Source organism: Chryseobacterium camelliae (genome assembly GCF_002770595.1).
In the GTDB taxonomy this organism is placed as follows: Bacteria; Bacteroidota; Bacteroidia; order Flavobacteriales; family Weeksellaceae; genus Chryseobacterium; species Chryseobacterium camelliae.
Genome location: NZ_CP022986.1, coordinates 190,543 through 203,032, shown reverse-complemented (window position 1 = coordinate 203,032; position 12,490 = coordinate 190,543). Strand labels below are relative to the sequence as shown.

The 12,490-nt window shown below is 42.3% G+C and carries 13 protein-coding genes; 10 read left to right on the top strand and 3 right to left on the bottom strand.

Annotation, left to right across the window (positions count from 1 at the left end; all coding sequences use genetic code 11):
• Positions 1-39: 39 nt before the first annotated feature.
• On the bottom strand, positions 40-1,041 hold the full coding sequence (gene pdhA, locus CGB83_RS00965; protein WP_100074085.1) for a pyruvate dehydrogenase (acetyl-transferring) E1 component subunit alpha: 1,002 nt from the start codon (positions 1,039-1,041) through the stop codon (positions 40-42).
• Between the two features lie 125 nt (positions 1,042-1,166).
• On the opposite strand from pdhA, the gene CGB83_RS00960 reads away from it, so the two are divergent.
• Both CGB83_RS00960 and CGB83_RS00955 read left to right on the top strand, forming a co-directional pair.
• Positions 1,167-1,769, top strand: coding sequence for a phosphatase PAP2 family protein (locus CGB83_RS00960; protein WP_100074084.1), 603 nt, complete (start codon positions 1,167-1,169; stop codon positions 1,767-1,769).
• 9 nt (positions 1,770-1,778) lie between these two features.
• Positions 1,779-2,255, top strand: coding sequence for a BlaI/MecI/CopY family transcriptional regulator (locus tag CGB83_RS00955; protein ID WP_100074083.1), 477 nt, complete (start codon positions 1,779-1,781; stop codon positions 2,253-2,255).
• A 36-nt stretch (positions 2,256-2,291) separates the two neighbouring features.
• Here the strand turns inward: CGB83_RS00955 and CGB83_RS00950 are convergent, their stop codons facing one another.
• Entirely contained in the window at positions 2,292-2,666 is a 375-nt protein-coding gene (locus CGB83_RS00950) for an RNA recognition motif domain-containing protein (protein WP_100074082.1), read from the bottom strand.
• 361 nt (positions 2,667-3,027) lie between these two features.
• Between CGB83_RS00950 and CGB83_RS00945 the strand changes: the two genes are divergently transcribed.
• The 8 genes from CGB83_RS00945 (at position 3,028) to CGB83_RS00910 (ending at position 11,578) form a co-directional block, all read left to right on the top strand.
• Positions 3,028-3,423, top strand: a complete 396-nt coding sequence (locus CGB83_RS00945; protein WP_100074081.1) for an acyl-CoA thioesterase — start codon at positions 3,028-3,030, stop codon at positions 3,421-3,423.
• On the top strand, positions 3,420-3,980 hold the full coding sequence (locus tag CGB83_RS00940) for a helix-turn-helix domain-containing protein (RefSeq protein WP_100074080.1): 561 nt from the start codon (positions 3,420-3,422) through the stop codon (positions 3,978-3,980). Before CGB83_RS00945 ends, CGB83_RS00940 begins: the two co-directional genes overlap by 4 nt.
• A gap of 105 nt (positions 3,981-4,085) precedes the next feature.
• Entirely contained in the window at positions 4,086-6,938 is a 2,853-nt protein-coding gene (locus CGB83_RS00935; RefSeq protein WP_100074079.1) for a heavy metal translocating P-type ATPase, read from the top strand.
• 34 nt (positions 6,939-6,972) lie between these two features.
• A complete protein-coding gene (locus tag CGB83_RS00930; protein WP_100074078.1) occupies positions 6,973-7,707 on the top strand; it encodes a DUF72 domain-containing protein in 735 nt (244 codons plus the stop codon).
• An 80-nt stretch (positions 7,708-7,787) separates the two neighbouring features.
• Positions 7,788-8,009, top strand: coding sequence for a hypothetical protein (locus CGB83_RS00925; protein ID WP_100074077.1), 222 nt, complete (start codon positions 7,788-7,790; stop codon positions 8,007-8,009).
• A 149-nt stretch (positions 8,010-8,158) separates the two neighbouring features.
• On the top strand, positions 8,159-8,818 hold the full coding sequence (locus tag CGB83_RS00920; protein ID WP_100074076.1) for a YggS family pyridoxal phosphate-dependent enzyme: 660 nt from the start codon (positions 8,159-8,161) through the stop codon (positions 8,816-8,818).
• A 57-nt stretch (positions 8,819-8,875) separates the two neighbouring features.
• On the top strand, positions 8,876-10,060 hold the full coding sequence (locus CGB83_RS00915; protein WP_100077440.1) for a sigma-54-dependent transcriptional regulator: 1,185 nt from the start codon (positions 8,876-8,878) through the stop codon (positions 10,058-10,060).
• 150 nt (positions 10,061-10,210) lie between these two features.
• On the top strand, positions 10,211-11,578 hold the full coding sequence (locus tag CGB83_RS00910) for an MATE family efflux transporter (protein WP_100077439.1): 1,368 nt from the start codon (positions 10,211-10,213) through the stop codon (positions 11,576-11,578).
• Between the two features lie 383 nt (positions 11,579-11,961).
• Here CGB83_RS00910 and CGB83_RS00905 read toward each other — a convergent pair whose 3' ends face one another.
• A complete protein-coding gene (locus tag CGB83_RS00905; protein ID WP_172954669.1) occupies positions 11,962-12,465 on the bottom strand; it encodes a GNAT family N-acetyltransferase in 504 nt (167 codons plus the stop codon).
• Between the last annotated feature and the right edge of the window lie 25 nt (positions 12,466-12,490).

Here is a 12,490-nt window from a genome sequence, read left to right as displayed (position 1 = left end):
AGTAAACAATTCAAATGAACAAATTGACTCATTATTTTTTTAGTTTTCTAATTTATCTAAGAACGGATAGTTTTCCTGAGCATAGACATACTCATAGATTTTTTCCGGATCCGGGTATGGAGAGTTTTCCATGAATTCGATGCACTCATCCACAAAATCTCTTGATTGATTATCCATAGCTTCCAGCTCTTCTTCAGAAGCCCAGCTATTGGCTAAAATCCTCTGCTTGATCAGTTCGATAGGATCATCATTTTTGTGAACAGCAACTTCTTCCTTGCTCCTGTATGGTTCAGCATCAGACATAGAATGCCCTCTGTAACGGTATGTTCTTGCTTCGATGAATGTAGGACCGTCACCTCTCCTTGCTCTTTCAATAGCTTCGTAAGCCGCTTCAGCTACTTTTTCAGGATCCATGGCATCTACAGCAAGACAAGGCATTTCATATCCCAATCCCAATTTGTAAATATCTTCATGGTTTGCCGTTCTTTTAACGGAAGTCCCCATAGCATACTGGTTATTTTCTACTACAAATACCACAGGAAGCTTCCAGTTCATAGCCATATTGAATGTCTCATGCAGTGATCCCTGTCTTGCAGCACCGTCTCCGAAGAAACAGATGTTTACCGCCTTTCTGTCAAAGTATTTATCGGCAAAAGCAATTCCAGCTCCTAAAGGAATTTGTCCCCCTACAATACCGTGGCCACCGTAAAAACGGTGTTCCTTGCTGAAAATGTGCATAGATCCGCCCATACCTCCGGACGTACCTGTTGCTTTCCCGCAAAGTTCGGCCATGATTCTTTTAGGATCTACCCCCATCGCCATTGGGTGAATGTGGCATCTGTAAGCAGTAATCATACTGTCTTTGGTTAAATCCATTGCATGGGTGAAACCGGCAGGAATAGCCTCCTGACCATTGTACAAATGTAAAAAACCTCTGATTTTTTGCTTTAGATAGAGAGAACGGCATTTGTCTTCAAACCTTCTCCACATTGTCATATCTTCATACCACTTCAGGTATACCTCTTTGGAAAATTCTTTCATGTGTTAGCTGTTGCTTATTTGTAATGAAATAGTAGAGCAAAATTATAAAAAAAACTTTGTTTTTATTGTATTGATGTCAATTGTTTTTTTGGTTATAGTATTATCTTTGGATTTTAAATTGAAGCATGCAGGAAAAGCAACCGTCTTTTGTACATAAAATATCAAAAATCATTTCAGATTTTTTTAATCCGCTGATTTCCCTGTTTATTTTTTTCGTCCTGACGAGCATATGGAAATATTCGCTCAGAGACTCCGTATTTTACTTCCTGCCTATTTTATTGATTGTAATACTGCCTGTAATCATCTGGATTTTATGGAATGTTAAGACCGGAAGGTATGTTAATATGGACGTATCCAATCGTGTACAAAGGAAGACACTGTATATTTTTATTGTGGTATGCGTGATGGTTTATATGGTATATGCATACCTGACCAATGGAAGTATTGATCTGGTAATGCTGTTTATCCTGATCCTCCTGCTGGCACTTCAGATCAGCAATTTCTTTATTAAAAGTTCTATGCACACTGCATTTAATGTACTGGTCGCGGCCCTCTTTGTACCCATGAGCTTGATAACAGGTATGATCTGGCTGGGAATTGCTGCTTTGGTGGGAGTAACAAGGGTAATTCTGAAAAGGCATACCGTACGGGAAGTAATAACCGGAGCCGGAATTGCTTTCGTGGTATCTTTAATTTATCTATATTGCAGTATGCAACTTCAACCGTAAACCAATCTTATGAAAATAAACCATCTTACCGCTGCGGAGGAAAACCTGATGAAACTATTCTGGAAGCTGGATTCTTTTTACCTTAAAGATGCTATGGAAAGGCATCCTGAACCGAAACCCCACCAGAACACGGTGTCTACCTACCTGAAAATCCTTACTGAAAAAGGCTTCCTGGCTACTGAAAAGGAAGGAAGGATCTTTAAATATACGGTGATCATCCCTTTCGCTGACTACAGGAAATTCCTGCTAAAAGAGCTTTGCCAACATTTTTTTGATGACTCCGGGAAGGATGTGCTGGAACTGCTGCTTGAAGAAAATCTGATTTCGAAGAATGATTTTGCCGATTACCTCGATCTGAAAATTGAGCTTAAACCCGCCAGGAATAAAGAGCCTGAGTATGAATTTGCCAATGAAATCCTTAAGACCAAGAAAAACAAGAAGGTAAAAGAAAAGGAGAAAAAGAAGAAAAAGAAAAAGATCAATTAAAAGACATAAAAAAAGCGGCCTGAGCCGCTTTATATTTTACCAACGGTTTCCGCCGCCGCTACGGTTGTTACTACCGCCATAGCCACCGCCATTACCTCTGTTGTTATTACCATAACTTCCGCCACCTCTGTTGTTTCCTCCATTGTTGCTGAAAGTTCTTCTAGGCTTTTCCTCTCTTGGTTTAGCTTCAGAAACGTTTAATACTTTTCCGTTAAATTCTTTTTGGTTAAGAGCTTCAATAGCTTCCTGCCCTTCTTCATCGCTCATTTCGATGAAACCAAAACCTCTGGAACGACCAGTTTCTTTGTCTGTAATAATTTTAGCAGAAGAAACGTCTCCAAATTCTGAAAATAGATCCTGCAACTCGTACTCTTTAGTTGCGTAATTGATGTTAGAAACAAAAATGTTCATTTTGAATAAAAAATTAAAAATTAATAACGATTTGGTATATAAAAGAAAAACAACATAACGTAATGAACAAATATTGATTCCAAATATAAACAGGTGCAAGATACGATTTATAATATTATAACAAAATATTTTTTTACGAATAGTCCATATATTTTGTATTCCTGATGTAAAACGGTCTGAAATAAGGCATTCCGGAAAGAAAAATATTGCATAAAGAACAAAGTAAGGCACTCAAAAGGGACCTAAATCATCCGATTTCATCCTCCATTGACCGTATTAATCATCCCGATCTGTTTACCTGATCTTTATTTTTTCGGTTAAAAAATTATTAATAGTAAATTTGCACTGAAAATTATACGAGATGAATTACCATACCAGAAAATGGGTAAAACCCGAGGACCTCAACCCTAACCAGTCATTGTTCGGAGGCAGGCTGCTGCAGTGGATTGATGAAGAGGCAGCGCTCTACGCGATCATCCAGCTGGAAAATACCAAAGTGGTAACCAAGTTTATTTCTGAAATCAACTTTGTCAGTTCTGCCAAGCAGGGTGATATTATTGAAATCGGCATTGAAGTATCTTCATTCGGATCCAGCTCTATCACCCTGAGATGTGAAGTGCGGAACAAAATGACCCATCAGACGATTATTACCGTGGAGAAAATCGTAATGGTTAACCTTGACGAAGACGGACTTCCTGCCCCACATGGAAAAACCCAGGTAGAGTTTGTAAAAGACAGGCTCAACGGACGGTTATGAAAATTTTCATTAAAAATATGGTCTGCAACAGATGCATATCTGCTGTTGAACAGGTTTTCAGCGGGTCCGGTATCTCCATGAAATCGGTAACGCTGGGTGAAGCAGAAACAGATCGTGAACTGAGCGATCATGAGCTTATGCGCATTGAAAAGAAGCTGTACGAGGCAGGTTTTGAAAGGATCAAAGATGCAGCACGGCAAATTACAGAGAAGATCCGTAACCTGGTCATCATGAAGATCAGCGGACTGGATATTGAGGAGGGCTTTGTATTATCTGAATTTCTCAGCAATGCCCTTCATAAAGACTACAGCTCTTTGTCGAAGACCTTTTCACAATATGAGAGCACAACACTGGAGCAGTTTTTCATCCTCCAGAAGATTGAAAAAGTGAAGGAACTCCTGCTGTACAATGAGTTTACCCTGACGGAAATTGCAGGAAAATTAGGCTATAAAAGTGTTCAGCATTTATCTGCACAGTTCAGAAATACCACCGGATTTACGCCGACCACGTTCAGAAAACTGAAAAACCACCACCGTCAACCACTGGATGAAATTTAAATTACCGGTAATTCAGGCATCAGGAAGAATTCTGTAACGATTATCCAAATATCTGTAACAGCATTCGGCATTCATTTTGGAAATTTGTTGTAAATTGAAAATGCAATGCAAAAACAATATAAAATTCTGGGGATGAGCTGCTCCGGCTGCCGGAAAAAAGTATCTGAAAAACTGAACAGTATTGAAGGTATAGAAGCAGAAGTACATCCGGAAGACCATACGGTTATGCTGAAATCCGATCAGCACACAGATCTTGACACCATCAATAAAAGATTACAGGAAGCCGGGAATTATACATTGGCGGATCCCGCTATTCCTGAACCTGAATTCATCAAACCCCAGGACAGGGTTTCCCCATCTTCCGTATACTATTGCCCAATGGAATGTGAAGGGGATAAAGTATACTTCCAGCAGGGCAAAAGATGCCCGGTCTGCCATATGTACCTGGTTCCCGTCGAAGAAAAACTATCAAAAGATCCGAATTATACACCTGCCTTTTCCAAAACGAACCTGCCGGAAAACTTCAAAGATCATATAGGAAGCTATTATTGTCCGATGTTTTGTGAAGGAGACAAGGTGTACGAAGAAAAAACCGACTGTCCGGTCTGCCATATGCATCTGGAAGAAATTACGGAAGAACTGATACAGAATTCGGGTTCCCGGCATAGCCACCATCCTGCGCATCACCATGAAGCACCGGAAATATCGGATGATATGGCTGGAAAATATTACTGTCCGATGTATTGCGAAGGAGATAAGATCTATGACACGAATGTAGGCTGCCCGGTCTGTGGTATGGACCTGGTAAAATACCCTGAAAAGAAAACGGTACAATATACCTGTCCAATGCACCCCGAGATCATCCGTAATGAGCCGGGAAGCTGCCCGATATGCGGCATGGATCTGGTCAGAGTCCCGGATCAGAATGATCATGAGGAAGATAAGACTTATCAGATCCTTAAAAAAAAGCTGATCATCTCTCTGGTGTTTACCATTCCGGTATTTATACTTTCAATGGGCGGTATGGTCATAGATTTTCCTTTTTCCTATACCATGCAGGGCTACATTGAATTGCTGTTGACCCTTCCGGTAATTTTTTATTCGGGATGGTTCCTGATGAAACGGGGCTGGACTTCCTTCAAAACCCGTAACCTGAATATGTTCAGCCTGATTGCCTTGGGCGTAACAGCTGCATTTCTCTTCAGTATAACAGCGTTATTCTTTCCGGATGTCATTCCCCATGAGATCAGTACTCAGCATCATGATACCCCCCTTTATTTTGAAGCAGTCTGTGTGATCTTAACACTGGTTATTTTAGGCCAGCTCATGGAGGCTGCCGCACATAAAAAAACAGGAAATGCCATCCGGGAACTGATCAGCCTGTCGCCGGATGAAGCCCACCTGATAGTAAACGGAGAAGAAAAAAGAGTCCTTCTTTCCCAGGTACAAAAAGGTGACCTGCTGAAAGTAAAGCCGGGAGAAAAAATTCCTGTGGACGGAATCATTACAGAAGGCAGTTCGTCAATAGATGAAAGCATGATTACCGGCGAGCCCGTCCCTGTACAGAAGGAAACCGGTGACCAGGTTTCTTCAGGAACCATTAACGGGAACCAGGTATTCATAATGAAGGCCGAAAAGGTTGGCGATGAAACCCTTCTTGCCCATATCATCAGAATGGTCCATGAGGCCAGCCGGAGCAGGGCACCAATCCAGAAACTGACAGATAAGGTAGCTAAGGTTTTTGTGCCTTCAGTAATAGCGATATCTGTGCTCACGTTTATCCTTTGGCAATTTTTCGGGCCTGAAGGCAAAAGGACATTATTTGCTTTTGTAAATGCCGTAGCTGTGCTTATTGTCGCCTGTCCCTGTGCATTGGGCCTTGCAACGCCCATGTCCCTTATGGTAGGAATCGGAAAGGGAGCAGCAAACGGAATCCTGATCAAAAATGCAGAAGCTCTTGAGCATATGAATAAAGTAAATGTCCTGATAACGGACAAAACGGGGACCTTGACGGAAGGAAAACCATCTGTAGCATCGGTTGAGGCCGTCAGTCACTCGGACCGTGAAAATATTCTTGCGATCGCTGCTGCTTTAAACCGGAATTCTGAACATCCCCTGTCAAGTGCTGTCCTTAAAAAAGCTCAGGAAGAACAAATCACTTTAGAAAAAGCGGATGATTTTGAAAATATTTCAGGAAAAGGTGTTCAGGGGAAAATCAGCGGAAAAACGATGTATCTGGGCAATGAAAGCCTGCTGGCCTCAAACGGCATTGAAATTCCTGAAGCGCTTAAACAAAAAACTTCGGAAGCACAGTCCAGAGCACATACGGTTTCTTATGTAGCTCAGGATACGGAGGTGATCGGCTTTATCAGCTTTACGGATAAAATTAAAGAGACCGCGGCAAAAGCGGTAAATCAGCTGCTCCAGGAAGGTGTTGAGGTCATCATGATGACCGGTGATAATGAACATACGGCCAAAGCAGTGGCTGATGCCTTAGGCATCAGGCATTTCAAGGCCAGCTGCAGTCCCGAGGATAAACTGAATGAAGTAAAAAGGCTGCAAAAAGAGGGAAAAACCGTAGCCATGACGGGAGACGGCATCAACGACTCTCCTGCTCTGGCCCAGGCCAATGTAGGTATTGCAATGGGTACCGGAACCGGTGTAGCCATTGAAAGCGCTGAAATTACACTGCTGAAAGGAGACCTGTCGGGTGTGGCAAAAGCTAAGCTTCTGAGCGAAAAGCTTTTAAAAAACATCAAAGAAAATTTATTCTTTGCTTTTATTTATAATGTCCTTGGAGTACCGGTAGCGGCAGGATTATTGTACCCGTTTTTCGGAATTCTGCTCTCACCCATGATAGCGGCTGCGGCAATGAGCTTCAGTTCATTATCGGTTATTCTGAATTCTTTAAGGCTGAATTCGGTGGATTTGAGCAGCGGGAAAAAGCAGATCACATAAACCTGCCTTCGGGCATTCAATCAAATCATATCATATGGAGCAAAATCACCTTTATATCGGCTGTTCAGGGTTTTATAATACCGACTGGAAAGGGGTTCTATATCCCGCTGATGCTGCGAATAAAGATTTCTTAAGCTTATATTCGCATACCTTTAACGCTGTTGAAATCAACTCTACCTTCTACAGGAAACCTACTGTAAAGACATTGCAGAAATGGGCTGATGATACCCCTGATGAATTCAGGTTTTTCATTAAAATACCCAAAACGGTAACGCATGTAGCCCGTATGGAAAACTGTGAACATGAAATAAAGGAATTCTGCAGCCATATTGCAGGAGGGCTTAAAAATAAACTGTCAGGCTTTCTTTACCAGTTTCCGCCATCGTTCAGGAATACCCCTCAAAATATGGATCTGATTTTAAAAACCGTCGATGATCAGTACCTGAATGTTGTTGAATTCAGGCATGAGTCCTGGTGGACTGATGAAGTTTTTAACATGCTGGCAGAGCATGATATTGTTGTTTCAGGAGTGAGCTTTCCGGGAAATTTACCGGAAGAAGTGATCAGCAATCACCCTGAAGTCCTCTATTACCGCCTGCATGGTAAGCCGGTCCTGTATAAATCAGAATATCCGGAGACAGTCATTGAAAAGCTGGCTGATGATATCAGGACACAAAATAAAAAGACCTACATATTCTTCAACAATACCTGGGGAAGTGCTGCCATCCATAATGCGCTGTATCTGAAAAAAATAACGGGACAGCTGTAAATTTCACGTGCAATAAAAGGCAAAATATTTAAGAATAGCCCTCTTTTTGCTATGATAACAAAACACTAAAACAAAATATTATGCAATTTATTGATTTTACGACCGATCATCTGACGTATGATGACGGATCAGAGAATTATTACATCGAAATCCCGAAAGATGAGATCGGAGACAGGGAAATTACCGTACAGCTGAAACAGGAAGACGGCACGTACGCTAAAATGGACTGTGATATTGAATCAGATTTCAATACAGTGAGGATTTCTATGGACATGCCTGTTGACTTCAGGGTACAGTTCTGATCGTTTCTTTAACAAAATGCCAGATGACTGGTCATCTGACCAAATCATACACCTTACAGGAATGCGAACCTGTAAGGTGTATTGGTTAATTGATATTCACAAATGGCAAAACGGTTGTTTTTTGCCTTTAAAATTCGGAAATTTGCGCTATGAGCATTCAGGAAAACTATCATTATATCAAAAACCGGCTTCCGGCACATGTACAGCTGGTTGCCGTTTCCAAAACCCATCCGGTTTCAGCCATCCGTGAAGTGTATGATCTCGGGCAGAGGATATTTGGAGAGAATAAGGTCCAGGAACTGACGGAAAAACAGTTGGAGCTTCCTCAGGATATACAATGGCATATTATCGGCCATCTCCAGACCAATAAAGTGAAATATATTGCCGGTTTCATAGATACCATCCAAAGTGTCGATTCCGAAAAACTGCTGAAAGAAATTGATAAGGAAGCAGCCAAACATAACCGGACCATCAAAGTCCTGTTACAGGTAAAAATTGCTGAGGAAGATACCAAATATGGCTTAACAAAGGATGAATCCCGTGAGCTGTTCCGGCAATCCCTGAACGGTGCGTTCCCCCACATTGCCATCAGCGGTCTGATGGGAATGGCAACATTTACGGAAGACAAAGAGCAGGTCAGGAAAGAATTCATGAGCCTGAAGGAGCTTTTTGATGAATTCAGCCACGATAAAACATTAGAGACGCTTTCCATGGGAATGAGTGATGACTTCCCGGTCGCCATAGAATGTGGTGCCAATTCCGTACGGGTAGGTTCAGCTATTTTCGGGCAGCGGGATTATTCCGTATAAGATATTTAGGAATGGTTTTTGCTGCTCATGAATGAAAAAAATTCTAAATTTGCACCTATGCAAAAAATCCTTATCGTAGAAGACGAAAAAGCCATTTCCGGAGTTCTCCAGAGCATTTTATCTGACGAGCTTAGCGGTTATGAGTTTACAATTGCCGAAGATGGTCTTGAAGGCTACAAACAGATCGAAAAAGAAGACTTTGCGCTTGTTATTTCAGATATAAAAATGCCCAAACTTTCCGGGACTGAACTGCTGAGGCAAAGCCTGAACCTGAAACCTGAAAGTACCTTTATCATGATCTCCGGGCATGCAGACATCGATTCTGCCGTATCCTGTCTGAGAGAAGGAGCGTATGATTTTATCTCCAAGCCAATTGATATCAACCGACTGATTACCAGTGTTAAAAATGCTTTAGCTAAGGAAACGCTGAAGAAAGAAAATAAAAACCTACAGACCGAAAACAAAACCTTAAAAAGGAAAGTCAGTAAAAAATACCAGATGATCGGCGAATCTCCTGCATTGAAGAAGATCCAGGATATGATCGACAAGGTAGCGGCTTCTGATGCAAGGGTTCTTATAACAGGTCCGAACGGTGCGGGTAAAGAACTGGTTGCCCACGCTATTCACAGCCAGAGTGACCGTGCCAGAGGACCGATGATCGAGGTGAACTGTGCTGCCATTCCTTCTGAACTGATCGAATCTGAACTGTTCGGACACGTAAAAGGCTCCTTTACGGGAGCAATCAAAGATAAGCAAGGGAAATTTGAACAGGCGACCGGCGGAACGATTTTCCTGGATGAAATCGGGGATATGAGCCTTATTGCCCAGGCAAAAGTACTGCGGGCCCTGCAGGAGAGCAAAGTTTCTCCGGTAGGAAGCGATAAAGAGATCAAAGTAGATGTAAGGGTTCTTGCCGCTACGAATAAAAATATGCAGGTGGAAATAGAAGCAGGGAGATTCCGTGAGGATTTATACCACAGACTATCCGTTATTGAAATCTATGTGCCGCCATTGGACGATAGGAAAGAAGATATCCGACTGTTAGTGGAACATTTTTCCACTATTATTGCCGATGAACATGGCACTGCGATGAAAAAATTTGATGATAAAGCCATTGATGCGCTTAAAGCACTGTCCTGGACCGGAAATATCAGAGAATTAAGGAACGTGGTGGAAAGACTGATCATCCTGGGCGGTGCTACCGTTTCAGCAGATGATGTTGCAAGCTTTGTAAGGAAGTAGAAGATATTTTTTCCTATACCCTATAAAATTGCAGTATCATTGATTACTGCAATTTTTTTATTGATACTTCCTGTTATAATAAAAAACACTCAATGATATATGACCTGATTTAACCGGGTTTGGATTAAAATTATTAAGAATTAAATGATCATGAACTTTTTAAATAAGAACTATACCAAAGAATGTCTTACCCTGGCCCTCCCCGTTATGCTGACCCAGGTTGGGCAAGTTTCGGTGAATCTCTTTGACAATATTATCGTCGGGCAATTGCTTGGCGCCGATGCCCTGGCTTCCGTTTCACTGGGAAACGCAGTTTTCTTTTCCATGTTTGTCCTGGCGCTCGGATTTTCCTTTGCCATTCCGCCCCTTGTTTCTGAGGCCCATTCAAAGCATGACCATGCAACCATCAATTCTGTATTCAGCCACGGGTTTGTTATCAATCTGACCGTTGGAATTCTGCTGATGGGTGTACTATTGTTAGGAATGCCTCTGCTCTACCATTCCGGACAACCGGAAAAGATCGTCCCGGGTACAGTAGACTTCCTTACGATTATGGCCATCAGCATTGTGCCGTTTATGGCTTTCCAGACTTTGAGGGAAGTTTCGGAAGGGTTATCCTATACCATTGGCGTAACCAAAGCCACTATCATTGCCAATATCATCAATATTGTCCTGAATTATGTTTTCATCAAAGGGCTTTTCGGGTTTCCGCCGATGGGCGTAAAGGGTTCTGCACTGGCCGGACTGATTGCCCGGATTTTCATGGTAGTATTCCTGTATATCGTTCTGTTGAAAGAGAAGAAAACTCAGCGATACATCAAAGACTTCACGCTTAAGCTTGAAATGTTTTCTAAAAAAATGTTTGAAAGAATGGTTAGGCTGGGCCTGCCTACTGCATTGCAGATGTTCTTTGAAGTAACTGCTTTTGCCGGAGCCGCTTTTATCTGCGGGCTTATTTCCGCACATGATATTGCGTCCCACCAGATCGCGCTGAGCATGGCTTCCTTTACATTTAACTTATGCGTCGGATTCAGTGTGGCTTCTACCGTAATGATCGGTAGAAAGCTCGGGGAACAGAATTATGTGGAGCTGAGAAAAGTAGGCATCAACAACCTGAAAATCGCTTTTGTCTTCATGTGCATCTGCGGTATCACCTTCATTCTCGGACGCCATGTCCTTCCGACCTTTTTTACGAAAAGCGAGGAAGTGGAAGTCATTACGCTGGCTTCCAAACTGATGATTATTGCAGCCCTGTTCCAGCTTTCAGACGGCATCCAGGTCACAGCGCTGGGTTCACTGCGGGGCATCCAGGATGTGAAAATCCCATCGATCTACACGTTTATCGCATATTGGATCATTACGATTCCGCTCGGTTATTTCCTTTGTGTTACCTTAAAGATGGGTGCATTCGGAATGTGGATCGCTCTGGGACTCGGACTGACCATCTCCGCTGTGATGCTCGTAAAACGCTTTCTGAATATGTCTGAGAAGAAGATCAGGCAGGCGGAGGACATTTAAAATTTTGAATTATAGATTTTAAATTATAGATTTCAGCTTCTGGATTTGAGAAGATATAAATTAAGGTGGCCTTTGTGGCTGCCTTTTTTTGATGCTGGTGCATTGCTGTATTGAAAAGATTTTACCGTAAAACTGAATTGACTAAGCTTTGTCAGTTCATCTTCCTGTTGTACAATTAGGATATATGATGAAGTTAGATGATTGAATGAGAAAGTGATCGTAACGGCTGCAGCTTAGCCCCGATTGAACGGCCTGTCTGAGCTCTTTCAGCTTATTTGCGGCGGCTTTGCCGCCGCAAATAAGCTGAAAAGCGAGTAGTGAAAGCGGGAATCAGCTCCTGAGATCTGATGAACCCTCTGTTTGAATTGACAGAAGTATTTAATTTATCCGATTCTTTTCCCTACAATGACCAGCGTACGCTCTACTCCATCCAGCACAGCCACATCCGGAAATACGCCCCAGTCTTCAAACCCGAAATGCCTGAAGAGCTTTAGGCTGGGCTCATTGTGCAGGAAAATAAATCCCAGGAGCGTCTTCACTCCGAATTTCGCGGCCTGGCCAATGCAATACTGCAGTATTTGTTTTCCATAACCTTTTCCGCGGCTGTCTTCAGACATGTAAATGCTCACCTCCACAGTTCCGCTATACGCGGGACGGCCGTAAAACGAGGAAAAACTGACCCAGCCGAGCGTATGGTGTTCTGAATCTTCCACGATCCATAACGGACGTGTTTCCATATTATGCTCATGAAACCACTGCACCCTGCTTTCTACAGTTATGGGCTCCGTATCAGCCGTTACCATTCTGGAAGCGATCGTGGAATTGTAGATTTCGATAATTTTCGGCAAGTCATCAGGAATGGCATTCCTGAATACCAATTCATTCATAAGCAGCAATAGTTTTGCTGCAAAG

What these genes read in the sequence shown, in the direction of transcription:
- pdhA (WP_100074085.1), bottom strand. Translation starts at nt 1,041, where the DNA reads ATGAAAGAATTTTCCAAAGAGGTATACCTGAAGTGGTATGAAGATATG.
- CGB83_RS00960 (WP_100074084.1), top strand. Translation starts at nt 1,167, where the DNA reads ATGCAGGAAAAGCAACCGTCTTTTGTACATAAAATATCAAAAATCATT.
- CGB83_RS00955 (WP_100074083.1), top strand. Translation starts at nt 1,779, where the DNA reads ATGAAAATAAACCATCTTACCGCTGCGGAGGAAAACCTGATGAAACTA.
- CGB83_RS00950 (WP_100074082.1), bottom strand. Translation starts at nt 2,666, where the DNA reads ATGAACATTTTTGTTTCTAACATCAATTACGCAACTAAAGAGTACGAG.
- CGB83_RS00945 (WP_100074081.1), top strand. Translation starts at nt 3,028, where the DNA reads ATGAATTACCATACCAGAAAATGGGTAAAACCCGAGGACCTCAACCCT.
- CGB83_RS00940 (WP_100074080.1), top strand. Translation starts at nt 3,420, where the DNA reads ATGAAAATTTTCATTAAAAATATGGTCTGCAACAGATGCATATCTGCT.
- CGB83_RS00935 (WP_100074079.1), top strand. Translation starts at nt 4,086, where the DNA reads ATGCAAAAACAATATAAAATTCTGGGGATGAGCTGCTCCGGCTGCCGG.
- CGB83_RS00930 (WP_100074078.1), top strand. Translation starts at nt 6,973, where the DNA reads ATGGAGCAAAATCACCTTTATATCGGCTGTTCAGGGTTTTATAATACC.
- CGB83_RS00925 (WP_100074077.1), top strand. Translation starts at nt 7,788, where the DNA reads ATGCAATTTATTGATTTTACGACCGATCATCTGACGTATGATGACGGA.
- CGB83_RS00920 (WP_100074076.1), top strand. Translation starts at nt 8,159, where the DNA reads ATGAGCATTCAGGAAAACTATCATTATATCAAAAACCGGCTTCCGGCA.
- CGB83_RS00915 (WP_100077440.1), top strand. Translation starts at nt 8,876, where the DNA reads ATGCAAAAAATCCTTATCGTAGAAGACGAAAAAGCCATTTCCGGAGTT.
- CGB83_RS00910 (WP_100077439.1), top strand. Translation starts at nt 10,211, where the DNA reads ATGAACTTTTTAAATAAGAACTATACCAAAGAATGTCTTACCCTGGCC.
- CGB83_RS00905 (WP_172954669.1), bottom strand. Translation starts at nt 12,465, where the DNA reads ATGAATGAATTGGTATTCAGGAATGCCATTCCTGATGACTTGCCGAAA.